Source organism: Pseudomonas sp. LBUM1646 (assembly GCF_059716165.1).
In genome coordinates this window covers 6,849,573-6,873,900 of sequence record NZ_CP166810.1, presented here as the reverse complement: position 1 = coordinate 6,873,900, position 24,328 = coordinate 6,849,573, and the positions used below count along the sequence as shown (strand labels likewise).

Below are 24,328 nucleotides of genomic sequence, written 5' to 3'. Positions count from 1 at the left end.
ATGTGCTCCCCTTTTTTTTGCCTGTTTTTTGAGGTCACGACACACCATTGTAGGAGCGAGCGGTGCGACGGTTCGCTCCTACATAGCTGTGGTATGTCAGTTGTTGATCAGAACGCCATCCGCCACTGTCCTGTTACGCCGTGATTACGGCTGTCACTGCCGATCTCGCCGGTCAGGCCAACCCCAACGCTGTGGTTTGCCGAAACCCCCAGATCCAGGCCCGCGTCAACCAGCAGGCTGTTGCGATCCAGTTCCACACCGTTAACGGTGTAGTTGCTGCCGCCAGCGACCAATCGTTGGCGGGTGTGGGTGTTGAGCTCACCGTAAGTGTGTTTCCAGCCGGCACTGAAACGCGGCGTCAGTCGCATGCCGTTATCCAAGGTATCGACCTTCGCCAGACGCAGGCCAAACGTGCTGTTCATGTTGCTCTGGGTCTGTTCATTGACTTTCAGTGCTGCGGCCCCACCTTTTTCGGTGTAGCCGTCACGCTGATAGCGTTGATAGCCGAGGCTGGCAAACGGTTCGATGCTGACGTTTGCGCGGCCCAGGTTGTAACCCACTTCGGCGAAAGCTTGCTGGGTGCTGGCGTCATAACGGCCTTTGGGACGATCGCTGAACCCTGTGAAAGCCACCCGGCGATCCGTGCTGCCGTCGTGGCTGCTGTAAGTCGCGCCAAGACGAAGTGACATCGGACCGTTCTGGCGCAATGCATAAGCACCCAAGTGCCAGCTGTCGAGATCTCCTTCGAGTTCACGACTGTCCAGCTGAGTTCGGGATTTGCCGCCCATTACCCCCAGGCGCCATTCCTCGTCGATGCTCCAGTCCGCTCCAAGCAGCAAACCCTTGGTCGAGTGTTGCAAGGGGTCAGCATCGCGATCCAGTTTCCCGCCGTGGCCAAGTGCTTTCAGCCAGACCCGGCTATTGTCTTCGCTGCCGGCGGCCAGGCGTGGTGCACTGCTCCTCTCACGCAGGCTACGGGTTCCTTGAGTACTATCCAGCTGACGCATGGCTGAGAGCATGCTGCCACTGACCGGATCGACGCTGCTCAGGGTCGCTTTGGCGAGATTGGCGTTGCTGGAACCGGCCAGTTGTTCAAGGGCCAGTGAGGCTGTTTGCTTGTTGGAGGCGAGCAGAGCGGTGACGGCGGCGTTCGTTGTGGGGGCTGGTTTTTGAGCTGTGACTGAAGTGCTGGCGATGGTGGCCGGCGTTGGTGTGGGCGTTTCTGCCGCGATGGATGGAGCTGCTTCGGCAGTCTCGGCGGGAGTGGATGGCGTCACTTCGGCGATCACTGTGTTCGCGTTGTCAGACGGTCTTTGAGTTTTCGGGATGTTTTGTGGTTCTTCGATGCTTTCGGCGAACTTCTGTGAGTTCTCGGTGGTGGCAAGACTCTCTATAGGCACATCGTTACGGGCGTAGGTCAGGCCGACGTTCTTTTTGTCGTAATGCACGGTAGGGGTCATGTAGGCCAGGTCGTTGAGGACCTTGCCAAATTCGCCTTCGACCTTTTTGGCTTCGATGATGGTGTGCTGGCTGCTTTGCGGATATTCAGCCGGCATTGCGACGATTTTCAGCGTGGCACCGCCCAGGTTGGCAGTGCCACCGACCTTGATCGTTTCTCCAGGGCCATCGGGATTGACCTCGTAGGCCAATACGGCTGTGTCGAAAAGGCTCAAGTCACCTTTGACCCTGGGGGCGCCATGCAGTCTATTGACGTCGACGAGGCCGTGCACTTCCAGGCTGCCGACGGTGCCGGCACCTGCGAAAGTACCGCTTTCTTCGACGGACACGTTGCCCCGTATATCGCCTTTGTTGATGAGCTGTCCTATTGCAATCGCACCACCCAGGATTTTCCCGTTGTTGGTCAGAATGCCGTCCTTGAACACCATCACACCTTCTTTGAAATCGCTCTTACTGGTCAATGTCCACGCGCCCTGCGAATGGAGCAGGCCGTCGAAGTTACGCGTGTCGCCCAGTTCGCCACCGTCAGAAGCGTCAAGATGCATGACGTTGATTCCGCCGCCGCCATCAGCCCGACCTTTGATGCTGCCACCGTTCCCCACGATGATGAGATCGTTGACATCTTTTCCTTTTACAACACGCTGAGGTGAGTCGATCACTTCGGTAGCGGTGTCTTCAGCCGTAATAAAGGTTTGAAGCCTGTCAAACGGATCGCTCTTAAGCTCGGCATCCGGTAGTTCCATTACCTCGGGAGGGGCTGTCGGTTCGGTGTGAGTAGACAGCTCTTGAGCGTTTGAAAATTCAGCGCATCCCAGCGCCAGCGCAATGGCCAGAGCGAGGTGTTGTGGTCGAAATTTGTGTTGAGCAGACATCGAGTTTGATCTCTTTTGACAGAAGACCAAACTTTAAGAGAGAGGCTATAGGTGGCGATGTCAGCCGGTTCCGGCAGGTTTGCAGGTTGTGTCAGATTTATCTGTCGAAAAAAGCCAGCCGCAGGGGAACGGCAGTTTTTACCTGCTGTGACTGGCGCTTTTACCTACAACCAATCCAGACGTCGCCAGCTATCACAACGGTCAGAAACTCATTCGCCACTGCCCAATCAACCCGTGATTACGGCTGTTACTTCCCATCTCGCCGCTGTAGGCAACGCCGATGCTATGACGCGCCGAAATGCCCAGATCCAGCCCGGCCTCAAGCACCAGACTGTCACGATCCAGCGAACTGCCATCGACACTGAACGCCGTGCCACCGACCACAAACGCTTGGCGAGTCGAGCTGCTGACATCGCCATACGTATGCTTCCAGCCAGCCGTCATGCGCGGGGTCAGGCTCATACCGTTATCCAGGGTGCTCAGGTGCGCCAGGCGTACGCCGAAGGTGCTGCTGAAGTTGTCCTGAGTTTGTTCGTCGACCTGCAACGCGGCGGCTCCACCTTTTTCCTGATAGCTGTCGCGGTGATAACGCTGGTAGCCGAGGTTGGCGAAGGGTTCGGCGCTGAGTCGACCGCTGCCCAGCGCGTAACCCAGTTCGGCGAAGGCTTGCTGGCTGTCAGCGTCGTAATCACCTTTTGGCCGATCGTTGAAACCGTTGAAGGCGACGGTGCGTTTGCTTTCGCCTTGATGACCGCTGTAGGCGGCGCCGAGGCGTAGCGCGAACGGGCCGCTTTGGCGCAGGGCGTAGATCCCGGCGTGCCAGCTCTCGACATTGCCATCGACACCCGTGGCATCCAGATCGGTTTTCGAGTAACCGCCGAGCACACCCAATCGCCATTGTGGATTGAGCGCCCAGTCGGCGCCCAGCACGCTGCCTTTGGTGCGTTGTTCCAGACCGCTGCTGCCATGTTCGCCGTCGATCTTGCCGTAGCCGCCGATGGCTTGCAGCCAGAGTCGGCCCTGGGCATTCGGGTCGTTGAGGTTGCGTGCTTCGGACGGTACGCCGGTGGACGCGAGGACTGGCGTGTCCCGTTGATCGAGGCCCACCAGCAAGCCTGAGCCACCGCCCATTTGCTGCATCGCCGAGAGCATGCTGCCGCCAATCTGGCTGCTGGCGCCGAGGGTGGCGCTGGTCAGGTTGGCGTTGCTCGCGCCGGCCAATTGCTCGATCGCCGCGCCTGCTGTGGCGTTGGTGGTGTTGAGCAAGGCGTTGTAGAGCGCGTTGTTTTTGCCCATCGAGGCCAGGCTGTTGGCGGCGTTGTTGCCGTTACCGGTGGCCGCGAATTGGTTGAAGTCGATGTCGTTGCGGGTGTAGGTCAGGTCGACCTGAGTCGGAGTGTAAGCGAGGGTCGGCGTCAGGAACGCGTAGTCGCTGGTGACGTTGCCGAATGCGCCGTTGATGCTCGCGGCTTGCAGCACGGTGTAGTGGCTTTGCCACGGATAGGTGCCGCTGCCGGGATTCACTGCCAGAGTAGCGCCATTCAGATTGGCGGTGCCGCCGACGATCACTGGGGCGCTGCTGCCATCGGCATTCACGCCGTAGGCCAGGCTGCCGCCGCTGCCGAAGGTCAAATCGTGAGCGATGGTCGCGGTGCCGAGTAGGGTGTTGGTCTGCAACGTACCGTTGACCAGCAGATTGCCCACCAAACCACCGCCGGCATACACGCCGCCCGCATCCACCGTCAGGCTGCCGGCAATCCCGCCCTGGTTGATCAGCGTCGCGCCATTGCGCACCGCGCCGCCGTCGCTGAAATCACCGCTGCCAGTGAGGGTCCAGGCACCTTGCTTCACTTCCAGCCATTCAAAATTCCGACTGGCGCCAAAGCTGCCGCCCGCCGCGTCGTCCATCACCACTTGGTCGTAACCGCTGCCGCCATCGACCACGCCGACGAAGTGGCTGCCGTTGCGCAAAGTCAGGCTGTCGTTGCCGCCGCCGAGGTCCAGCGCCAGGCCGTTGCTGCCGGTGATGGTGCCGCCGTTGATCACGCTGTCGGCGAACTCGCCGACGAACTTCACGCCGAAACCGTCGAGGCCCTGAATGGTGCCGAAGTTTTCCAGCGTGGTCGCCGCCACGCCAGAGCCGCCGCTGCCGTCGTCCACCAGAATGGCACTGTTGGCGCCGCTGATCAGCGCACCTTTGGCGTTCAGCACATAACCGCCGCCCAACGCGATGCCTTCACTGCCGTTGGCGAAACCACCCTTGTCCACGCCGCCCGCGCCGACGCCTTGAATGGTGCCGTAGTTTTCGATGTGAGCGATGTTGTCGATGTCCACGCCATCGCCGTCACCGTTGGGTTGCAGCCCCGAGTACGCGCCGGTAATCGTACCGTGGTTGATCACTGTACCGTCGCCATCGGAGCCGAAACCCGAACCATTGCGACCGGTGATCTGGCCGTAGTTGACCAGGGTGGCGCCGAGATCGGTAGTGATGCCGTGGCGCCCGCCGGAAATGGTCCCGTAGTTGGTCACCGTCACGCCGGTCGCCGTATCAATATCGATGCCGTCGAACTTCTCGTCAGCGTTGTGCGAGTCGCCGGTGGAGATCTCGCCGTAGTTGGTAATCGTCGCGTTGGCGCCGGTCTTCATGCCGTCGCTGGCATCCCCACGAATCAGCCCGCCCGCGCGGTTGATGATCGTGGTTTTCACGTTGTCACTGCGCAGCGCATCCATGTCCAGCCCTTGGCCGGTGGTGGACCGAATGATGCCGCTGTTATCGATCAACAGGCTGCCGCTGGCGAAGTTGCTGTCGATGCGCAACGCATCATTGAACCCGAGGACCTGCCCGCCGCTGCGGTTATAGATGCTGTAGTTGCGCGCCTGAGTCAGGTCGCCGCTGCTGTCGATCGCCCGGCCACCGGTGGAGATGATCTTGCCCGAGTTATCGATCACCACGCCGGCGCCGCTGGTCTTGTCCTTCAGGCTGACGGTCTTGCCGCTGTTGGTGATGCTGCCAGGGGTGGAGATCGTCAGGGTGTCGCTCCCGCCGAGGGTCTGCGCAGCGGTGGTGGCGGTGTCGATCTGCACGGTTTTGGCGTGGGCGGCGGTGGCGCTGATCAGCAGCGCGATGGTCAGGGCGAGACGCTGGGGCAAGAAGGGCATGGGTGGACAGCCTTTTTGTTATAAGCGGGCTGTCTTGTATAGCGGAGGGTTTTTACAGAATGATGTCTGGGAGTAAGGAGAGAGACATACGCATTGTTTTGCATTTTTATGTGGTTTGGTGAAACAAAATCTGCATTTTATTGCGTTTGGTAAGGCGATTATATTGGCGAATATGCACTATATTGCATTATCAATATGAGATAGCCTTCGAAAAATGCAATTAAATGCAGGTGTTGACGACATGTATAACCTGACTTTACAGATTTATACGGGCCGGAAATGGCACGACGCTATGGTTTTAAGTTTCGATAGTTCTGAAAAGGGCTTCGAAAGTCGATGCAGCTTTGGTTACGAACAAGCTTATCTTTTCGAGAACTATGAGGATATTGGGACACCTTTTGCTACAGCTGTGAGTGCCAGATTTCCCTTGGAATGGAATGGCCGGCGATCCAACACGCCAGCATTTGTGCATGACATTGCGCCTGCTGGCGCGGCCAAGAAATTTCTGTTGGCACGCATAGCTCGCGACAAGCCTGCTGACATCAGTGCCGATCTTTATTTACTGGCCAAAAGCACTCCGGCACCGATTGGCAATATGCGCATAAAGGAATCCGCCGAGGCGGTAGATCAGCGTGAGCCAATAGGGTTTAAACGCCAGGATGTCATTAGTCGTGATAACCGGTTTCTTGAGTATGCCTATGAGCAGGGCGCTGAAATGGGTGGGGCAACGGGAGCCGGCGGCGAGGCACCAAAGCTTTTGCTGGCTCAGGGCAAGGACAGAAATCTATATCCCGATGCAGTACTGGACGACGCAGACGTTACCCAGCATTGGTTCGTGAAATTCTCTCGCAATAAAGGAAACAGGAACGATCAGGACATTCTCAGAAGTGAGTACCACTACTACAAGGCATTACAAACGCTAGGCATCGAGACGGTGGCAGAACAGGGCTTGGCATTAGAAGAGGCGACCAAGCCTAGTTTGTGGATGCAGCGTTTTGATCGTCACGTGTCCCCTCTGGGGGTCGAGCGTTTTGCTGTGGAGTCGATCTACTCTCTGGCACAAATAACCACGCCCGGTAGCTCGATGGATCACATGGAAGTTATCCGGCTGCTTGCGGGACTCTGGCGTGATGCTGGGCAGGCAGACCAAATCCCGGATCTTGTTGCTGACTATTTGCGACGGGATCTGATCAATAAAATTCTCGGCAATTCAGATAACCACGGTCGAAATACCGCAATCATTCGCGACACGGCCTCGTTTCGTTTGGCACCCATCTATGATTTGGCACCGATGGTAATGGACGACGAAGGCGTTACAAGAACCACCAAGTGGCCAAAAGAGTTGGAGAGGGCGGGGGACGTAAATTGGCGTGGTGTGTGCCAGGCATTGGCTGGTCTCGCTGATCCAAATGATCCGCTTGCAGCATTGGGTGACTGGCCGGGCTCTTTTGAACGTCTGCGTGAAGATGCCAAACACTTGCTGGCACTCCCGGATATTTTGACTGCCAGTGGCTTGCCCGACACAACAATGAATCACCCGCAAATTGCTTTGAAAAATCTGGAGCAGCGTCTGAAAGAGTGGGATTTGAAATGAGCATGACCGTTGCTGAGCGCACTGCGCTCATAGAAAACATTCAAGAGGCGCTTGCCCAAGGCACTCTTGAAATAGGCGAAGCGGTCCGTCGATTACGGGTAGAGGTCACCGGCTTGCACCAAACCCAATTCGCGAAGATGTGCAAAATTTCATTGCGCACACTGGTGCATATCGAGCACGGGGAGGGGAATCAGACACTGAAATCGCTCAACTCTGTGTTCAAACCGTTTGGATTGAAGATGGGCGTGGTGCGGATTCGACGGGATTTCAGCTAAGTCGGCAGCAACACATTACCGAAGGCTGAATGTGTTCAAGATCAAAAGATCGCAGCCTTCGGCAGATCCTACAGGGAGTCGTATTTGAACCTAGCTACGACTCAAATACGCCCTCCCATAATGCCGCTCCATCCGCGCCTGAATCAGCTCCAACCCAATCGACATCACCCAATAAATCACCGCCGCGGTCGTCAGCATCTCGATATAGCGATAACTCGACCGTCCATACGACTGCGCCAGAAACATCACCTCCCACACCCCCATCACCGAGATCAACGACGAGTCCTTGAGCATGGAGATGAATTGATTGGTGGTCGGCGGGATGATGGTGCGCATGGCCTGGGGCAGGGTGACGCGCCAGAAGATCACGGTTTCGCGCATGCCCAGGGCCAGGGAGGCTTCGCGTTGACCGTGGGGTACGCCGAGGATGCCAGCGCGGAAAATTTCGCTGAGGTAGGCGCCATAGTTCAGTGACAGGGCGATGATCCCGGCGGCGACGGCGCCTGGCACGATGCCCAGTTGCGGCAGACCGAGGTAGATCAGCAGGATCTGGATCAGCAGCGGCGTGCCGCGAAAGAACGAGGCGTAGAAGCTCGCAATGCCGAACGCCACGGCGCTTTTCGATAGCCGCCCCAGGGCGGTAATGAAACCCAGCAGTGAAGAGGCGACGATCGAGCAGGCGCAGAGAAACAACGTCAGCGCCGCGCCTTGCAGGAAGCCGTTGGGCGCCAGGTGCAGGCCGACGAGGTTGGGCAGTTTGTCGAGGATGATCGAGAACTTCAGGTCGAAGCTCAGGAAGAAACTGGCGAACAGCCCGAGCATCGCCGCCCAGGTCAGGTACAGCCGCGTGCGGAATCCGAAGACCCGTTGCAGTCGCGACTCAGCCACCGGTTGCGGTGGCTGGGGAGGTGTCGGGAAAGAAGTCATTTGCTGATATCGGCGCCGATCCATTTTTGCGAAAGCTTGCTCAACGTGCCGTCCTGTTTCAGCTGGGCGAAGACTTCACGCACCTTGCCGTCCCACTGGGCGTCACCCTTTTCGATGGCCACCGAGTTCGGCTCCGAGTACAGCGGATCGCCCGCGAGTTTGAAGCGTTTGTCTTCGTTCAGGCGCGGTTGCGCGGTCACCAGGTTGGTGAGGATCGCGTCCAGTCGAACCCCGGCGCCCAGGCCCAGGTCCTGGAAGGCCACGTTGTCGGTGTCATACGGGGCGATCTGCACGTCCTCGAACGGGTACTGCAACTGCGTGTCTTCGGCGCCTTCGATCACCAGGTTTTTATTCAGGTAGCTTTCGTAGCTGGAAGCGCTGGTGAGGCCGACTTTCTTGCCGCTCAGGTCCTTGGCGTTGTGGATGCGATCGTCCTTGGCGTTGACCACGATCACGGCTGGCGAGGCGTAGTACTCGACCGGGAAATCGAAGACTTCGGCGCGGGCCTTGCTCGGGGTCATGGAGCAGATGCAGATGTCGTAGCGACCGCTCCAGCGGCCGGCGGCGATCACGTCCCAGGACGGGGTTTCGAGACGCAGTTTCACCCCCAGTTTCTCGGCCACGGCTTTGGCCACATCGACGTCGAAACCGTCGAGCTGGTTCTGGTCATTGAGGAATGAGAACGGTGGATAACTTTCCATCAGCACGCCGACCAGTTCTTTCTTTTGCTCGACGCGATCCAGCGTGGCGCCGGCAAAGGCTTGGGTGGAGGCAGCCAGAATCGTCAGGCCCAAGGCCAGTAGCGGTTGGAATTTCACAGTCGATCCCTGATAAAAAAATGGTTGTTATTAACCGAATGGTGCGTATTAAATAGTTATAAGAACGACTCTGATAGTGAGTTATTTTCATAAGCTTATGAGTGAAAAGCATATGGGCGCAGGAAGCACAGTGATTCTGGACGGCGGCATGGGCCGTGAACTGCAACGCGCAGGGGCGCCGTTCAGGCAGCCCGAGTGGTCGGCGCTGGCGTTGAGCGAAGCGCCGCAAGCGGTGGAGGCGGTGCACGCGGCTTATATCGAAAGCGGTGCCAACGTCATCACCAGCAACAGTTATGCGGTGGTGCCGTTCCATATCGGCGAAGAGCGTTTTGCTGCTGAAGGTCAGGCGCTTGCGGCGTTGGCAGGCGAACTGGCGCGGCGTGCGGTAGAGGCATCAGGCAAACCGGTGCGCGTGGCCGGCTCGTTGCCGCCGCTGTTTGGTTCCTACCGTCCAGACTTGTTCGACGCTGCTCGGGTGACGGAGTTGCTGACGCCCCTGGTGAAGGGGCTCGCGCCACACGTTGACCTGTGGCTGGCGGAAACCCAGAGCTCGATCGTCGAGGCGCGGGCGATCCACGCCGGGTTGCCGAAGGATGGCAAACCGTTCTGGCTGTCGTTTACCTTGAAGGATGAAGACACCGACGACGTGCCGCGCTTGCGTTCCGGCGAGCCGGTGGCCGAAGCGGCGGCAGTGGCGGCTGAGCTGGGTGTTGAGACATTGCTGTTCAACTGCAGCCAACCAGAAGTGATCGGCGCGGCGATTGATGCGGCGCGGGAAACCTTCGAGCGGTTGGGGGTGAATATTCACATCGGCGCGTACGCCAATGCCTTCCCGCCGCAACCGAAAGAGGCCACGGCCAACGACGGATTGGACCCTTTGCGCGACGATCTGGATCCGCCGGGTTACCTGCAGTGGGCAGCGGATTGGCAGAAGCGTGGAGCTAGCCATTTGGGTGGGTGCTGCGGGATCGGGCCGGAGCATATTGCGGTGCTTGCCCAGAAACTCGTCTGAGAAGATCGTTCCCACGCTCTGCGTGGGAATGCCTCTACGGACGCTCTGCGTTCGATGGGACGCGGAGCGTCCCGGGCTGCATTCCCACGCAGAGCGTGGGAACGATCATCAGGTGCGGCACTCAGCCAGGGTTTTCACCTGCCCCGAATCCGTCTGGTTTTCATCTGAAAGCCACTGTTCAAACCCCGCCCCAATCGCCGGCCATTCCGAATCCAGGATCGAATACCACGCGGTATCGCGGTTCTGTCCCTTCACGACCATGTGCTGGCGGAACACGCCTTCAAAACTGAAGCCCAAGCGTTCGGCCGCATATTTGGAGCGGGCGTTGCCGTTGTTGCACTTCCACTCCAGGCGTCGGTAGCCCAAGGCGAACGATTCTTTGGCCAGCAGGTAAACCGCTTCGGTGCTTTTTGGCGAACGCTGCATCGATGCACCAAAAGTGACGTGGCCGATTTCTATTCGGCCCTGGGCCGGGACAATCGACATCAGGCTGAGGATGCCTTGCACATCGCCGCTCGCACGATCAATCACGGTAAAGAAGTACGGGTCGCTGTTGGCCGCGTGGTTGTTCAGCCAATCGTTAAAGGCGCTGCGCTCCGGGAAAGGACCGTAAGGCAAGTAATCCCAGAGCTTTGGATCGGCGCCCGGACCTTCCAGGGCGTTCCACAAACCGTCGGCGTGACGTGCCGGGTCGAGTTTTTCCAGGCGGATGAAGCGCCCTTCGAGCAGTTGAACCGTGGGGGCCGGGACGCCTTTCCAGTCCGCGAGTGAGGTCGACATTGTTGCTCTCCTTGAACCTTAAAGGGCTTTGCGAAACTGGATGAGACCGGGGCGTTCGGCGATGCGCTCGTAGAGCTGGATCGCGGTGGCGTTGGTTTCGTGGGTCAACCAGTGAACCTTGCAGCAACCATCCGCCTTGGCGCTGGCGTAGACGAACTCGATCAACTGCCGACCGACGCCGGTGCCACGGGTTTCGGGCACGACCAGCAAATCTTGCAGGTAGCAGGAGTTTTCGATGCTCCAGTTCGAGCGATGGTAGATGAAGTTCACCATGCCCACCGCTTTGCCGTCGGCCCAGGCCAAGGCGGAGTGCGTGGTTTCGCTCGGATCGAGCAGGCGCTGCCAGGTGCTTTGGCTGACGGCGTCAGGCAACTCTGTGTTGTAGAAGCTCAAGTAGGCCTGCCACAACGGCAACCACGCGGCATGGTCGTCGGCGGTGACTTGGCGGATCTCGATCTGACTCATGTTCATTCCTTAACGCATTAAGTGGGCGAGGGCCTGGTCTTGCACGTCTGGGCTGGCGGCCAATCCTTCGCGCACACCGGTGATGTCTGCGGCACTACGGTTCTGGCTCAGTTTGCGTTTGCCTTCCAGGCGCTGGATCGGCAGGGCGAAACCGACGATGGCCTTGAGCATACCGTCGATGTAGTCGGCGGGGGCGTCAGCCACTTTCCACGGCTGGGCGCGACTCGCTTCGTGACGATCAGTCAGGGCGCTGACCAGGTTGAGCAGGCGATCGGCGTCGGTAAAGACTTCAGCCACGCCGTAAGCATGCACGGCGACGTAGTTCCAGGTCGGCACGACTTTGCCGTGCTCGGCTTTGGCCGGGTAGAACCCGGGGCTGACGTAAGCGTCGGCGCCAGCAAAGATCACCAACGCCTCGGCACCGTTTTGCAATTCCTTCCATTGCGGATTGGCCTTGGCCAGGTGTCCGTAAAGGGTGCCATTGGGGCCTTGCTCGGCATCAAGCAACAACGGGATATGGCTGGCTTGCAAGCCTAGCTCGCCATGGGTGACCAGCACGGCGAGGCGGGTAGCGAGTATTTGCTGATGCAGGTCCTGCAAATCGTCGATGGCAAAGCTGCTTGGCGTGTACATGGAAATTTCCCTTGGCGAATGGTTTCATCCTAGGCAGGCTATTGGTCTGTTGTAAGAGCCATTACTGGCCAATTTCATAGGTCCATTCTTTACAGGTTCAGGCCATGACTGATGCGCCGCTGTCCTTGTCCTTCAACCCGGCCGGCATCGAACTCGATCGTCGCCAGGGGTTGAGCCGCCAGCTCTATCAGGCTTTACGCGTGCGGGTGCTCGATGGACGACTGGCCAGTGGCACGCGATTGCCGGCCAGTCGCGACTTGGCGGCGGCGTTATCGATTTCCCGCAACAGCGTGGTCCGCGCCTACGATCAGCTCTACGCCGAGGGGTTTATCGAAGGCCGGGTCGGCGATGGAACTTACGTCGCACAATTGCCGCAAACCGCGTTGCCGGCAAAAAAACTATCCACAAAAGTATCCACAGGGTTGTCAACAGGGTTACCCACAACCTTATCCACAAATTGGCTCGATTTACCTGTGATTTCATCCAGTAAAGTTATCCACAGCGGAGCTTTACAACGGGTCGAAAACAACCATTTGGCCCTGCCGCCAAGTGGCCCACCCAAGGCTTTTCGGGTCGGAGTGCCGGCCTTCGATCTGTTTCCGTTCGAGGTGTGGGCCAAGCTGAATGCGGCTTTCTGGCGCAAACCGGATTTACAGCAACTGTGTTACGGCGATCCGGCGGGCGATGCCCGGTTGCGTGGGATGATTGCCGCGTATTTGCGCAGTTCCCGGGGCATGCAGTGCACGGCTGAGCAAATTGTGATCACCAGCGGCGCGCAGCAGGGAATTAGCCTTTGTGCACAGCTGCTGGTGGAGCCGGGCGATGGGGTGGCGATTGAAAATCCGGGGTATCGGGCGGCGGGTCATGCGTTCGCCGTGGCCGGCGGGCGATTGCACGGGGTGTCGGTGGACAGCGAGGGGATCAATTGCACCGAACTGGAAGGGCTCAACGATTGCCGACTGGCTTACGTGACCCCGTCGCATCAGTACCCGACCGGGGTGGTCATGAGCCTGGCGCGGCGCCTTGAGTTGCTGGCGTGGGCCGAGCGAACCCAAGGCTGGATCGTCGAAGACGACTACGACGGCGAGTACCGTTACAGCGGCGCGCCGTTGTCTCCGCTGGCCGCACTGGATCGGCAGGGGCGGGTGTTGTATGTCGGGACTTTCGGCAAGGTCGCTTTTCCTGCGCTGCGATTGGGCTATCTGGTATTGCCGCCCGGCCTGGTGGATGCGTTTTCCCGTCGCCGTGCGGTGGATGTGCGGCATTCGGAAGTCAGCACTCAGGCAGTGATGGCCGAGTTCATGGCCGCCGGGCATTTCCAGCGACACATTCGGCGGATGCGCCGTGCCGCCCTGAGTCGGCGCAATACGCTACTGGCCGGTTGGCCGAAAGACATCCCCGGCGTGGGCAGCTTGCCCAGTGTGGCGGCAGGGCTCCATTTGACGGTCTCGGTCGAGAGCGTCGCCCGGGAGCGTGAACTGGTGGCGCAAGCCGAGGCGGTGGGCGTCGAGATCAACGCCTTGAGCAGCTATTGGCTGCCCGATTCCACCCGACCAGAAGATCAGCGAGCCGGGCTGGTGCTGGGGTTCGCTGCCGTGCCGGAAGCTGACATCGAATCGGCGCTGATGCGATTGCGTTCTGCCTGGCGCCACTGATCAAAACAAGACCCGCACGGTGGCGGGTCTTTTATGCAGCAGAGCCGGCCATCAGGTCCCGGACTTGATCTTGGTCCAGGCCCGGGTCCGCGCGCGCTCGGCATCGCGGGGCAGCGGTTGCAGGGTGTAGAGCGTGCTCATCGCCGACTCGGTCGGGTACAGGTTCGGGTTGTTGCGGATCGCCGGGTCGACCAGTTCCGTGGCGTCCTTGTTCGGGTTCGGGTAGCCGACGAAATCGCTGACCGGCGCAATCACCTGAGGTTGCAGCAGGTAGTTAATGAAGGTGTAGGCGTCTTCCGTGTTCTTCGCCCCTTTAGGAATCGCGAGCATGTCGAACCAGATCGGCGCGCCTTCTTTGGGCAGGCGCATATCAACGATGACGCCGTTCTTGGCTTCCTTGGCGCGGTTGGCGGCTTGGGAGAAGCTGCCGGAATAACCGACCGCGACGCAGATGTCACCGTTGGCGATGTCGGCCATGTATTTGGAGGAGTGGAAGTAGGTGATGTACGGCCGGATCTTCATCAACAGCGCTTCAGCCTTGGCGTAGTCCGCAGGCTTTTTGCTGTTCGGGTCCAAGCCGAGGTGTTGCAGGGCCAGCGGCAGGATCTCCGACGGCGAGTCGAGCAGGGCGACGCCGCACTGCTTGAGCTTGCTGATGTTCTCTTCCTTGAAGATCAGGTCCCAGCTGTCCACCGGTGCATTGGCGCCCAGTGCAGCCTTGACCTTGTCCGGGTTGAAGCCGATCAGGATGGTGCCGTACATGTACGGCACGGCGAATTTGTTGCCCGGGTCGTTGGCTTCGATCAGCTTCATCAACTTGGGATCGAGGTGGTTCCAGTTCGGCAGCTTGCTGCGGTCCAGCGGCTGGAACACCCCGGCTTCGATCTGCTTGGCAAGAAACACGTTGGACGGCACCACCACGTCATAGCCGGAGTTGCCGGTCAGCAGCTTGGCTTCCAGCGCTTCGTTGGTGTCGAAGATGTCGTAGACCAGTTTGGTCTGGGTGTTCTGCGCCTTGAAGTCTTCCAGGGCTTTGGGGGTGATGTAGTCGAACCAGTTATAGACGCGCAACGTTCGTTCTTCGGCGTGAACGGCACCGCTAAGTACCGTCGCGCACAGCGCTGGAGCGATAAAACGCTTGAGTCTGTTCATTGTTCTAATTCCTCATTGGGCGCTTTCAAAACCTTCGAGAACGTTCACGGCGTTGATGCCAATTTCTTCTACCGCGTAACCGCCTTCCATCACGAACAGCGTCGGCTTGCCGAGCTTGGCGATGCGCTCGCCCATCGCCAGGTAATCGGGGCTGTCGAGCTTGAATTGGGAGATCGGATCGTCCTTGAAGGTGTCGACGCCCAGGGACACGACGACGATGTCGGCGCCGTACTTCTCGATCTCTTTACAGGCTTGCTCCAGTGCTGCGCTCCAGGTGTCCCAGCCGGAACCTGCGGGCAACGGGTAATTGAAGTTGAAGCCTTCACCGGCGCCTTCACCGAGTTCGTCTTCGTAGCCGAGGAAGAACGGGAATTCGGCTTCCGGATGGCCGTGGATCGAGGTGAACAGCACGTCGCTGCGTTCGTAGAAAATCGATTGGGTGCCGTTGCCGTGGTGGTAGTCGACGTCGAGGATCGCAACCTTTTTATGGCCCTGGTCGAGGAACGCCTGGGCGGCGATCGCGGCGTTGTTGAGGTAGCAATAACCGCCCATCAAGTCGCTGGCGGCGTGGTGTCCCGGTGGACGGCACAACGCGAAAGCACTGCGGGCGCCGCGCTGGATCGCGGCTTGGGCGGTCAATGCCACTTGGGCTGCGCTATACGCCGCTTGCCAGGTGCCGGCGGTGATCGGGGCACCGCCGTCGAAGCTGTAATAGCCGAGCTGGCCGTGCAGGCTGGTGGGCATAATCCGCCGCAGCGTGCGGGCCGGCCAGGTGTAGGGCAGCAAGTCGCCATCGGTATTGAATTCGGTCCAGCGTGCCCAGGCCCCTTTGAAGAAATCGAGGTAGTCGCGGCTGTGGATGCGCGCGATCGGCACGAGACCGAAATCCTGCGGCGCGTCTACCGGGCCGAGGTTGCGGTCCTGCACCCGTTGCAGCACGTGGTCGGCACGGGAAGGCATTTCGAAGCAGGGCATCAATTGCCCGTCCATCAATTCACAGCGGCCGTGGTGCAGGTGGTGATCGTCCGAGTAGATCGTCAGCATTTTCTTGTTCTCCGCAGGCTGATTCGGTTGAACACAGTCTTGCGGGGCGGGGCGTTTGGGAGAACGGCAGGAAAGGCCAAAAGGGGATCGATATGGCCAAAAGATCTGACCGAAATTCGCCCCTTATTGGCGCGACAACGCCCCAGCGTTGGGCGTGAGCTGATCGTTCCCACGCTCTGCGTGGGAATGCAGCCCGTGATGCCTCCGCGTCACCGGGACGCGGAGCGTCCCAAGAGGCATTCCCACGCGGGAGCGTGGGAACGATCAGTGTACGATCAGCGCTATGGCCGGAATTGGCTCGGCGCCACACCACTCCAGCGCACAAACGCATGCCGAAAACTCGCGGTCTCGCTGAACCCCAACGCCTCGGCAATCCGATAGATCGGCAGCTGATCCTCGCAGAGCATTTGCTTGGCCTGCTCAAACCGCAGCTCATCGAGCATTTCCTGATAGCTGCAGCCCAGGTCCTTGAGATGCCGCCGCAAGGTGCGCGCCGAGCAGTTCATCTGTTCCGCCAAGCCCTCGAGGCCCGGCGCCGCGCTCAACTGTGTGGCGAGTAACTGGCGAATCCGCCCCAGCCACGCCTGGCGTCCGGTGAACTCGGTATTTTGCTTGCGGCAGCGTTCGGCCATCGCCTGATGGGTGATGACATCGGCCAGCGGCAGGGGTTGGTCGAGCCAATTGCGGTCGAAGGCAAACGCGTTGTCCCGCGCTTCGAAGCTCAGCGAGCAATTGAAGTGTTCGGCATAGGTCGCCTGATAATCCGGCGCGGTGTGTTCGAAGCGCGCAGCGAGCAGCGGCAGCGGGTGGCCGAGCAGGTCGTCGCAGATGACTTTCAGCGACACCAGGCAGAACTCGGCATTGAACACAGCGAGCGCCGGGTTCTCCCGGTAATCGGCAGCGACGAACCAGATGCGCTCGCCATCGTCTTCCAGGCTCAGTTCGAAAAGTGTTCCCAACAGCGCCGGATAGCGCATCGCCAAACGCAAAGCGTCACCGAAGGTGGCACTGGTGAGCAGCGCATAACCGAGCATGCCGTAGGACGACACGTGCATCCGCCGGCCCAGCTCCAGGCCAATGTCACGCTTGAGCGCGACCGCATTGGCGCAGACCTGCATCTCCTGATTAGTGGTGATGCGCGTGTCTGCCCGGCTTAGATCCGCCGCGCTGATGCCGCTTCCCGCGAGTAATGCCTCGCTGGACAGGCCTTCGGCCTTGAAGGTGCTGAGCACCAGGGAGACGGCGTTGAGGGTGGTGAGGTGGGAGTGGAGCATGCTCGCTTCCGTCCATGAGGTCTGCCAGAAGGGAGCAAGTTGCATGCCGCCCCGGAGGGCGCCTGCTTGCCGCCGATAGCCGATTGGTGCAACCTGCCTGCCATTCACCCTCGGGTGGCGTGGCAAACAACCATAAGGGACTAGGTATGACATTCACTCCATCGCGCTCCATGCTCCTGGCCTCCAGCCTGTTGCTCAGCTCGCTGTGCTTTGCCGAGGGCGAGCCGGCCGACGGCAGCAGCATCAAGGATTCGGCCAAGGCGGCGGTCTCGTCGGCTATTTCTGCCGGCAAAAATCTGTTGGGCGGGGTCAATGAAGGCGTGCTCGACGGGCGTCAGTCGGCACAGGGCGTTGACGGTGCTTCGATCGTGTCCTCTCGCGAACAAATGAAGGACCGCGTCGATGTTCAGGTGCTGAAGACCGAGGCCGTCGGCGACACGTTCATTGTCACCCTGGGCTTCAAAAACAGCAGCGACAGCCAATTGCGCTTGATCAACCTCAAGCAGACTGGCGCCTTGCTGGCGATCGATCAGGACGGTTATGCCAACGGGCTGACGGCCAGCCTGGAAAACCCCGATGAAGTCACTGTTCCGCCCAAAGCGGCAGTTCGGCAGAAATTCACCTTTGAAGGGCCGATCGAGACATCCACCACGGTGCGTGTGTGGGGCCAGGATTATCAGGTCAAGAAGTAAGCCTCGCGGTTAGCCGGCGCCTGCAAAATCGTGGGCGCCGGCAAATCGCGGTGGATCAGCTCAACTCACCGCACAGATCCAGTTCGACCAGGCGTCGCACGTCGGCGTTATCCAGGCCGGCACCGAGCAGCGCATTGAGTTTGCCGAACGCCGCTTCACGGGTCATGCCGCCGCCCGAAAGCACGCCGACACCCCGCAGGCGACTGCCCGCCTCATAGACATCCAGCTCGACACCGCCTTCATGGCATTGCGTAACTGCAACCACCACCACGCCGTTGTCCCGCGCCCGCTCAAGGCTGGCGAGAAACTCGGGGTTGTCGCTCGGCCCGGTACCGCTGCCGTAGCACTCCAACACCAGACCGTGAATGCCGCTGTCGAGCAGGCCATTCAGCACTTCAGCGCCAATGCCCGGGAACAGCGGCAGTACCGCGACGTTCGCCAATTGCTTGGGTTGGTTGTAGTTCAGCGGTGCCGGAATTGAGGACGCCTTTACGCCGCCACCCTGACGCTCAAGCCGCTTGAACGGATGACGACCGAAACTGCGCACCTTCGCGCAACGAGTCGGGTCCAGCAGTTCGCCGTGGAAGTACAGATGCACGCCCGGTGCCAGGCCGTGGCCCAGCGCGACCAGCGCACCACTGAGGTTTTCCCAGGCATCGCTGTCGGTCACGCCGGCCGGCAGCATCGAACCGGTAAACACCACGCGGGCATGCAGGCCAAGCAATTGAAAGCTCATGGCCGCCGCGCTGTAGGCCAGGGTGTCGGTGCCGTGCAGGATTAGCACGCTGTCGCAGCCCTGGACATCCACGGCATCGACCACCGCTTCACGCAGTTGCTGCCAGTAGGCCGGGGTCATGTTGGCGCTGTCGATCAGCGGGCTCATCTCGCGAAAGCGCCACTGTGGCACCACGAGTTCAGGTTGGCTGTGCAGGTAGTCGCGCATCCGCGCTTCGAAACCGGACGCCGGGGCCAGGCCATGGGCGCTGGCTTGCATGCCGATGGTGCCGCCGGTGTAGAGCACCATGACGTGCTGGGCGGCAGGGTAGGTCGAGGAATTCATGGAGGTTCTCCGAAAGCGAAAACAACATACGACCGAGCATGACGCCGGCCGTACGTTGTGTCACGTCGGGCGCAGGGGATGCGCCCGGTTTTTTACCGATCAGCGTTGCGCTGCGGTCACGCCTTGCGGTTCAACGGCTGCTTTTGGCGCAGCGGCTGGTGGGTTGGCGGGCCAGGCTTGCAGGTCCAGGTCCAGATCCGGGAATTTGCTCGAATCGAACACTGGGGTCTTGATGCCGGCAGCACGCTGGTCATCGTAGTCACGCAGGATGCGCATGCCGACCTTGAACAGCAGGAACAGCGCGATCAGGTTCACGAACGCCAGCATGGTCATGGTGATGTCGGCGAAGGCGAACACGGTGCCGAGGTTTTCGATGGCACCCCAGAAGATCAACACCAGTACCAGAGCGCGGTAGCCGATCAGCGCCGCGCGGTTTTCACCGATCATGAAGCGCAGGTTGCTCTCGCCCAGGTAGTAGTTGTAGAGGATCGAGGTGAACACGAACAACGACAGGGCCACGGAGATGAAACTGCGGCCCCAGTCACCGACCACGGCGGCCAGGGAGTTCTGGGTCAGGGCAATGCCGTCGCCTTCGAAGCCCGGGGTGTAGAAGCCCGAGAGCAGGATCAGCAACGCGGTGCAGGTGCAGATCACGAAGGTGTCGAGGAACACGCTGAATGCCTGAACCACGCCTTGTGCCACCGGGTGCTCGACCGAAGCCACTGCGGCCACGTTTGGCGCACTGCCAAGGCCCGCTTCGTTGGCGAACACGCCACGCTTCACGCCCATGACGATGGCGCTACCGATCAGGCCACCGAAGGCCTGGTCCAGACCGAAGGCGCTTTTGACGATGGTCATCAGCATCGCTGGAACGTGGTCGAATTGCAGCACGATCACGTAAATGGTCACGCCGATGTACACCAGGGTTTTCACCGGGACCAGCAGGTCAGCGACCTTGGCGATCCGCTTGATACCACCGATGAACACCAGGCCCAGCAACACGGCCAGCGCCGCGCCGGTGTACGTCGGGTCAAGGTCGAAGGCGTTTTTCAGCGAGTGGGTCACGGCATGGGATTGCAGGCCGTTGAAGGCGAAGCCGAAGGTGATCAGCAGCAGGAACGCCATGATCATCCCCAACCAGCGTTTCTGCAGGCCGTGCTGGATGTAGTAGGACGGGCCGCCACGGTAAGTGCCGTCGGAGTCGCAGCGCTTGTAGAGCTGGCCGAGGGAACATTCGAAGAAGCTGCTGGACATGCCGACCAGCGCGGTCACCCACATCCAGAACACCGCACCTGGCCCACCGAGGGTCACGGCGATGCCGACACCAGCAATGTTGCCTGCACCGACGCGGCCGGCGAGGCTGAGCATCAGGGCCTGGAACGAACTGAGTTGCCCGGCGCTGCTTTTGAGGCTGTCACGGAACACCGCGAACATGTGGAAGAAGTGGCGCAATTGAACGAAACGCGAGCGGATCGTGAAGTAGCTACCGAGCCCGACAATGAGCACGATCAGTACTTTCCCTGAGAGGAAGTCGTTGATGACTTCGAGCATGGATTATTCCTCGCTGTTTTTTGTTTAAGCAAATGCTGGAGAGGCAGAAACATCGCGTTACACCGGTGTGCGCAAGGCATGACAGGTGAGGCGAGGTTCGTCCCGGTTCCATATCGCGGGTTTGTTATTAGTTCGGGTTTCGCATGGGTTTGGGCCTCGTTACCGACGACCGCTCACGCGAAGAGGGGCGGCACTATACCTATGAGTGTGCCGTCCGTCTGCACGGTTGTGGTGCAAGCGACGAAACGAAGCTTTGAAACACCCGACGTTACCGGCGTCGGGCTTATGTGAAAGCTGTTTCATGTGGGAGCAGGCTTGCTTGCGAATGCGGTCTTACATCCACCATTTCTGGTGATTGACACACTGCCTTCGCCAGCAAGCCCGCTCCCACATTCTTCAGCTTCCAGACATTCTGTTTGTGGCCTGCAAATAGTTAAAAAAAAGGGCTTGGGGAATAAATCCCCAAGCCCTCAAAAGGTGAGAGGTGTCTAGTCCCTCGACCTGGTGAGCGTGGCTCCATGCTCTTCGTTAAGAGAGCAAGAGCCGGGCGTTGATCAAGCCTTGAGCGGGACCAGACGCGGAGCAATCATGTTTTCCGGGCGCAGGATGTCGGCGAGCATTTCGTCGTCGAGCAAGCCTTCTTCGCGCACCAGTTCCAGCACGCCGCGGCCGCTTTCAAGGGCGATACGGGCGATGCGGGTGGCGTTTTCATAGCCGATGTACGGGTTCAGCGCAGTGACCAGGCCGATCGAGTGCTCGACCAGTTCGCGGCAGCGCTCTTCGTTGGCGGTGATGCCGACGATGCAGTGTTCGCGCAGCATGTCCATGGCGCGTTGCAGCAGGCGGATCGAGTCGAAGATCTTGAACGCGATCAGCGGCTCCATCACGTTCAGTTGCAGTTGGCCGCCTTCGGCTGCGATGGTCAGGGCCAGGTCGTTGCCGATGATCTGGAACGCCACTTGGTTAACCGCTTCCGGGATCACCGGGTTGACCTTGCCGGGCATGATCGAGCTGCCTGGCTGACGCGCCGGCAGGTTGATTTCGTTGATGCCGGTGCGTGGACCGCTGGACAACAGGCGCAGGTCGTTGCAGATCTTCGATAACTTGACCGCGGTGCGCTTGAGCATGCCGGAGAACAGCACGAAGGCGCCCATGTCGGAGGTGGCTTCGATCAGGTCGGCGGCTGGCACCAGCGGTTGACCGCTGATCAGGGCCAGGCGCTGCACGGCCAGGTGCTGGTAACGCGGGTCGGCGTTGATGCCGGTGCCGATCGCGGTGCCGCCCAGGTTCACTTCGGTCAGCAGTTCCGGGGCCAGCGTCTTCAGACGGGCCAGGTCTTCGCCCAGCGTAGTGGCGAAAGCGCGGAATTCCTGGCCAAGGGTCATCGGCACGGCGTCTTGCAGCTGGGTACGGCCCATCTTCAATACGTGGCTGAACTCAACACCCTTGGCAGCGAACGCCTGGATCAGGCTGTCGAGGCTGGCCAGCAGGGCGTCGTGACCCAACAGCAGACCCAGACGAATCGCGGTCGGGTAGGCGTCGTTGGTCGACTGCGCCATGTTCACGTCGTTGTTCGGGTGCAGGTATTGGTATTCGCCCTTCTGGTGACCCATGGCCTCCAGCGCGATGTTGGCGATGACTTCGTTGGCATTCATGTTGGTCGAAGTGCCAGCGCCGCCTTGAATCATGTCGACCACGAACTCTTCGTGGAAATCGCCGCGGATCAAACGTGCACAGGCTTCGCTGATGGCAGCGTGCTTGGCTTCGCTCAGGTGACCCAGCTCGCGGTTGGCGTCAGCGGCGGCTTGTTTAACCATTGCCAGCCCGACAACCAGCTTCGGGTAATGCGAAATCGGGACGCCGGAGAGACGGAAGTTATTCACCGCTCGCAGGGTCTGGATGCCGTAATACGCTTGAGCGGGTACTTCGAGTACGCCAAGCAGGTCTTTTTCTGTGCGGAAAGATGCAGCGGAGGACATGATAGAAATCATCTCGATAGGGACCCGGGCTGTGCCGGAACGCTGCAAATGCTAGGCTTGTGAACAATTTTGGGCCAATGCTGTTAAGCACTAGCCTATGCACATTCGGCATAATGCCCATGTGACGTCGCGTGTGCGGCGAGCGTGTGACCTAAATTGGTGCGTGTCCGGGAGGGCGTGATGAATCTGGAAAGCAAATGGCTGGAGGACTTTAGTGCCCTGGCCGCCACCCGCAGCTTCTCCCAGGCTGCGGAACGGCGCTTCGTGACTCAGCCGGCGTTTAGCCGGCGGATCCGCAGCCTTGAGGCTGCTCTCGGGCTGCAATTGGTCAACCGTTCGCGTACGCCCGTCGAGCTGACGGCGGCGGGACAGTTGTTTCTGGTGACGGCGCGGACGGTGGTTGAACAGCTCGGCGAAGTGCTGCGCCACCTCCATCACCTGGAAGGCGGGCAGGGCGAAGTGATGCAGGTCGCGGCCGCTCACTCGCTGGCGTTGGGGTTCTTCCCGCGCTGGATTGCGCAGTTGCGTAATGAAGGCCTGAACATCGCCACGCGGCTGGTGGCGACCAACGTCGGCGACGCGGTGCATGCCTTGCGCGAAGGGGGCTGCGATTTAATGCTGGCGTTCTACGACCCGGACGCGGCGTTGCAGATGGACCCGGAAATTTTCCCGTCATTGCACTTGGGCCATACCGAGATGTTGCCGGTGTGCGCCGCTGATGCCGACGGTAAACCGTTGTTCGACCTGGAAGGCGAAGCCAGTGTGCCGCTGCTTGCCTACAGCGCAGGCGCGTTTCTTGGACGCTCGGTCAACATGTTGCTGCGCCAGCGTGCGCTGCGATTCACCACCATTTATGAGACCGCCATGGCCGACAGCCTGAAAAGCATGGCGCTCGAAGGCCTGGGCATCGCCTGGGTGCCGCAACTGAGCGTTCGCGCCGAGCTGGCGCGCGGTGAGTTGGTAGTGTGCGGCGGCCCACAATGGCATGTGCCGCTGGAGATTCGCCTGTACCGCTGTGCGCTGGTGCGCAAGGCGAATGTGCGGTTGTTGTGGCGCAAGCTTGAGGGCGGCGCGGCGCAAGGCACTTAATTGATCGCTTTGATCGTTCCCACGCTCTGCGTGGTAACGCCTCCTGTGACGCTCTGCGTCACGCTTTTTGGGACGCGGAGCGTCCCGGGCTGCATTCCCACGCAGAGCGTGGGAACGATCAACTTCCGCGACAGGTTTTCGCTGACCTTCGAGTCAATAAAACCGGCACTTTGCGCCGTATGACAGATGGTCGTCTCGGGGGCTGTTTATCTGCTTCATTGAGGTATACTGCGCGGCCTTCGGCCGGTTCGTCCGGCCATTTTTCGTACAATCAAGCCACGCATTTCTGCGTGGCTTGTTGTTTTTGACGCGCCTGCGGGCGCCCAGAGAGAAGAGGCACGACGATGAGTGCACTGGTTGGCGTGATCATGGGCTCCAAGTCCGATTGGTCCACCCTTAGCCACACCGCCGATATGCTGGAAAAGCTCGGCATTCCTTACGAGGTGAAAGTGGTCTCTGCCCACCGCACCCCGGACCTGCTGTTCCAGTACGCCGAAGAGGCCGAAGCGCGTGGCATCGAGGTGATCATCGCCGGTGCCGGTGGCGCGGCCCACCTGCCAGGCATGTGTGCGGCCAAGACCCACCTGCCGGTGCTGGGCGTTCCAGTGCAGTCGTCGATGCTGTCCGGCGTCGATTCGCTGCTGTCTATCGTGCAGATGCCCGCGGGCATTCCGGTTGCCACCCTGGCCATCGGCAAGGCTGGCGCGATCAACGCCGCGTTGCTGTCGGCGAGTATCCTCGGCGCCAAGCACCCGCAGTTCCACGCGGTGCTGAAAACTTTCCGTGCTGAGCAGACAGACAGCGTCCTGGACAATCCAGACCCACGCATCGCCTGAGGT

General features: G+C 60.0%; 20 protein-coding genes. 7 read left to right on the top strand and 13 right to left on the bottom strand.

The annotated features are described in order from the left end of the window. Positions 1-107: 107 nt before the first annotated feature. Both ACA071_RS31445 and ACA071_RS31440 read right to left on the bottom strand, forming a co-directional pair. Positions 108-2,330, bottom strand: coding sequence for an autotransporter outer membrane beta-barrel domain-containing protein (locus ACA071_RS31445; protein ID WP_497645414.1), 2,223 nt, complete (start codon positions 2,328-2,330; stop codon positions 108-110). Positions 2,331-2,531: 201 nt separating this feature from the next. Next, positions 2,532-5,489, bottom strand: coding sequence for an autotransporter outer membrane beta-barrel domain-containing protein (locus ACA071_RS31440; RefSeq protein ID WP_497642541.1), 2,958 nt, complete (start codon positions 5,487-5,489; stop codon positions 2,532-2,534). A gap of 241 nt (positions 5,490-5,730) precedes the next feature. Between ACA071_RS31440 and ACA071_RS31435 the strand changes: the two genes are divergently transcribed. Both ACA071_RS31435 and ACA071_RS31430 read left to right on the top strand, forming a co-directional pair. Continuing rightward, positions 5,731-7,083 carry a HipA domain-containing protein gene (locus ACA071_RS31435; protein WP_497642540.1) on the top strand — a complete coding sequence of 451 codons (1,353 nt, stop codon included), beginning with the start codon at positions 5,731-5,733 and terminating at the stop codon, positions 7,081-7,083. Further along, entirely contained in the window at positions 7,080-7,358 is a 279-nt protein-coding gene (locus tag ACA071_RS31430) for a helix-turn-helix domain-containing protein (RefSeq protein WP_497642539.1), read from the top strand. The genes ACA071_RS31435 and ACA071_RS31430 overlap by 4 nt, the downstream gene beginning before the upstream one ends. Before the next feature lie 90 nt (positions 7,359-7,448). On the opposite strand, the gene ACA071_RS31425 is transcribed toward ACA071_RS31430, so the two are convergent. After that, positions 7,449-8,285, bottom strand: coding sequence for an amino acid ABC transporter permease (locus tag ACA071_RS31425; RefSeq protein WP_497642538.1), 837 nt, complete (start codon positions 8,283-8,285; stop codon positions 7,449-7,451). After that, entirely contained in the window at positions 8,282-9,103 is an 822-nt protein-coding gene (locus ACA071_RS31420; RefSeq protein ID WP_497642537.1) for an ABC transporter substrate-binding protein, read from the bottom strand. The genes ACA071_RS31425 and ACA071_RS31420 overlap by 4 nt, the downstream gene beginning before the upstream one ends. 112 nt (positions 9,104-9,215) lie before the next feature. Here ACA071_RS31420 and ACA071_RS31415 point away from each other — a divergent pair, with 112 nt between their 5' ends. Further along, entirely contained in the window at positions 9,216-10,115 is a 900-nt protein-coding gene (locus ACA071_RS31415) for a homocysteine S-methyltransferase family protein (protein ID WP_497642536.1), read from the top strand. Between the two features lie 108 nt (positions 10,116-10,223). On the opposite strand, the gene ACA071_RS31410 is transcribed toward ACA071_RS31415, so the two are convergent. The 3 genes from ACA071_RS31410 to ACA071_RS31400 are packed head-to-tail and all read right to left on the bottom strand — an operon-like array spanning position 10,224 to position 11,993. Beyond that, positions 10,224-10,895: a GNAT family N-acetyltransferase gene (locus tag ACA071_RS31410; RefSeq protein WP_497642535.1), complete on the bottom strand. Its 672-nt coding sequence runs from the start codon at positions 10,893-10,895 to the stop codon at positions 10,224-10,226. Between the two features lie 18 nt (positions 10,896-10,913). Next, positions 10,914-11,360 (bottom strand): GNAT family N-acetyltransferase, encoded by a 447-nt coding sequence (locus tag ACA071_RS31405; protein ID WP_497642534.1) that lies wholly within the window; start codon positions 11,358-11,360, stop codon positions 10,914-10,916. Between the two features lie 9 nt (positions 11,361-11,369). Then, positions 11,370-11,993 carry an FMN-binding negative transcriptional regulator gene (locus tag ACA071_RS31400; protein ID WP_497642533.1) on the bottom strand — a complete coding sequence of 208 codons (624 nt, stop codon included), beginning with the start codon at positions 11,991-11,993 and terminating at the stop codon, positions 11,370-11,372. A gap of 104 nt (positions 11,994-12,097) precedes the next feature. Between ACA071_RS31400 and pdxR the strand changes: the two genes are divergently transcribed. Beyond that, positions 12,098-13,648, top strand: coding sequence for a MocR-like pyridoxine biosynthesis transcription factor PdxR (pdxR, locus tag ACA071_RS31395; protein ID WP_497642532.1), 1,551 nt, complete (start codon positions 12,098-12,100; stop codon positions 13,646-13,648). Positions 13,649-13,699: 51 nt separating this feature from the next. Here pdxR and ACA071_RS31390 read toward each other — a convergent pair whose 3' ends face one another. The 3 genes from ACA071_RS31390 to ACA071_RS31380 form a co-directional block, all read right to left on the bottom strand. Beyond that, a complete protein-coding gene (locus tag ACA071_RS31390; RefSeq protein WP_497642531.1) occupies positions 13,700-14,800 on the bottom strand; it encodes a polyamine ABC transporter substrate-binding protein in 1,101 nt (366 codons plus the stop codon). 12 nt (positions 14,801-14,812) lie between these two features. Beyond that, a complete protein-coding gene (locus ACA071_RS31385; RefSeq protein ID WP_497642530.1) occupies positions 14,813-15,844 on the bottom strand; it encodes a histone deacetylase family protein in 1,032 nt (343 codons plus the stop codon). A 281-nt stretch (positions 15,845-16,125) separates the two neighbouring features. Continuing rightward, on the bottom strand, positions 16,126-17,118 hold the full coding sequence (locus tag ACA071_RS31380; protein WP_497642529.1) for an AraC family transcriptional regulator: 993 nt from the start codon (positions 17,116-17,118) through the stop codon (positions 16,126-16,128). A gap of 146 nt (positions 17,119-17,264) precedes the next feature. Between ACA071_RS31380 and ACA071_RS31375 the strand changes: the two genes are divergently transcribed. Further along, complete coding sequence (locus ACA071_RS31375) at positions 17,265-17,810, top strand: hypothetical protein (RefSeq protein ID WP_497642528.1); 546 nt, start codon at positions 17,265-17,267, stop codon at positions 17,808-17,810. Positions 17,811-17,865: 55 nt separating this feature from the next. Here ACA071_RS31375 and ACA071_RS31370 read toward each other — a convergent pair whose 3' ends face one another. The 3 genes from ACA071_RS31370 to aspA form a co-directional block, all read right to left on the bottom strand. Continuing rightward, positions 17,866-18,870, bottom strand: a complete 1,005-nt coding sequence (locus tag ACA071_RS31370) for an asparaginase (protein ID WP_497642527.1) — start codon at positions 18,868-18,870, stop codon at positions 17,866-17,868. A gap of 99 nt (positions 18,871-18,969) precedes the next feature. After that, positions 18,970-20,421: an alanine/glycine:cation symporter family protein gene (locus ACA071_RS31365; RefSeq protein WP_497642526.1), complete on the bottom strand. Its 1,452-nt coding sequence runs from the start codon at positions 20,419-20,421 to the stop codon at positions 18,970-18,972. 554 nt (positions 20,422-20,975) lie between these two features. Then, the gene (aspA, locus tag ACA071_RS31360; protein WP_133835321.1) at positions 20,976-22,400 is read right to left on the bottom strand and encodes an aspartate ammonia-lyase; all 1,425 of its coding nucleotides are present in this window, start codon (positions 22,398-22,400) and stop codon (positions 20,976-20,978) included. A 180-nt stretch (positions 22,401-22,580) separates the two neighbouring features. Here aspA and ACA071_RS31355 point away from each other — a divergent pair, with 180 nt between their 5' ends. Together ACA071_RS31355 and purE are read left to right on the top strand one after the other, a co-directional pair. Further along, positions 22,581-23,489 (top strand): LysR substrate-binding domain-containing protein, encoded by a 909-nt coding sequence (locus ACA071_RS31355; RefSeq protein ID WP_007942710.1) that lies wholly within the window; start codon positions 22,581-22,583, stop codon positions 23,487-23,489. 344 nt (positions 23,490-23,833) lie between these two features. Beyond that, entirely contained in the window at positions 23,834-24,325 is a 492-nt protein-coding gene (gene purE, locus ACA071_RS31350) for a 5-(carboxyamino)imidazole ribonucleotide mutase (RefSeq protein WP_019694319.1), read from the top strand. Positions 24,326-24,328: the final 3 nt, after the last annotated feature.

Coding starts and splice junctions, on each gene's coding strand:
- ACA071_RS31425 (WP_497642538.1), bottom strand. CDS start 8,285: ATGACTTCTTTCCCGACACCTCCCCAGCCACCGCAACCGGTGGCTGAG.
- ACA071_RS31435 (WP_497642540.1), top strand. CDS start 5,731: ATGTATAACCTGACTTTACAGATTTATACGGGCCGGAAATGGCACGAC.
- pdxR (WP_497642532.1), top strand. CDS start 12,098: ATGACTGATGCGCCGCTGTCCTTGTCCTTCAACCCGGCCGGCATCGAA.
- ACA071_RS31400 (WP_497642533.1), bottom strand. CDS start 11,993: ATGTACACGCCAAGCAGCTTTGCCATCGACGATTTGCAGGACCTGCAT.
- ACA071_RS31430 (WP_497642539.1), top strand. CDS start 7,080: ATGAGCATGACCGTTGCTGAGCGCACTGCGCTCATAGAAAACATTCAA.
- ACA071_RS31410 (WP_497642535.1), bottom strand. CDS start 10,895: ATGTCGACCTCACTCGCGGACTGGAAAGGCGTCCCGGCCCCCACGGTT.
- ACA071_RS31365 (WP_497642526.1), bottom strand. CDS start 20,421: ATGCTCGAAGTCATCAACGACTTCCTCTCAGGGAAAGTACTGATCGTG.
- aspA (WP_133835321.1), bottom strand. CDS start 22,400: ATGTCCTCCGCTGCATCTTTCCGCACAGAAAAAGACCTGCTTGGCGTA.
- ACA071_RS31355 (WP_007942710.1), top strand. CDS start 22,581: ATGAATCTGGAAAGCAAATGGCTGGAGGACTTTAGTGCCCTGGCCGCC.
- ACA071_RS31415 (WP_497642536.1), top strand. CDS start 9,216: ATGGGCGCAGGAAGCACAGTGATTCTGGACGGCGGCATGGGCCGTGAA.
- purE (WP_019694319.1), top strand. CDS start 23,834: ATGAGTGCACTGGTTGGCGTGATCATGGGCTCCAAGTCCGATTGGTCC.
- ACA071_RS31385 (WP_497642530.1), bottom strand. CDS start 15,844: ATGCTGACGATCTACTCGGACGATCACCACCTGCACCACGGCCGCTGT.
- ACA071_RS31375 (WP_497642528.1), top strand. CDS start 17,265: ATGACATTCACTCCATCGCGCTCCATGCTCCTGGCCTCCAGCCTGTTG.
- ACA071_RS31380 (WP_497642529.1), bottom strand. CDS start 17,118: ATGCTCCACTCCCACCTCACCACCCTCAACGCCGTCTCCCTGGTGCTC.
- ACA071_RS31440 (WP_497642541.1), bottom strand. CDS start 5,489: ATGCCCTTCTTGCCCCAGCGTCTCGCCCTGACCATCGCGCTGCTGATC.
- ACA071_RS31390 (WP_497642531.1), bottom strand. CDS start 14,800: ATGAACAGACTCAAGCGTTTTATCGCTCCAGCGCTGTGCGCGACGGTA.
- ACA071_RS31445 (WP_497645414.1), bottom strand. CDS start 2,330: ATGTCTGCTCAACACAAATTTCGACCACAACACCTCGCTCTGGCCATT.
- ACA071_RS31370 (WP_497642527.1), bottom strand. CDS start 18,870: ATGAATTCCTCGACCTACCCTGCCGCCCAGCACGTCATGGTGCTCTAC.
- ACA071_RS31405 (WP_497642534.1), bottom strand. CDS start 11,360: ATGAGTCAGATCGAGATCCGCCAAGTCACCGCCGACGACCATGCCGCG.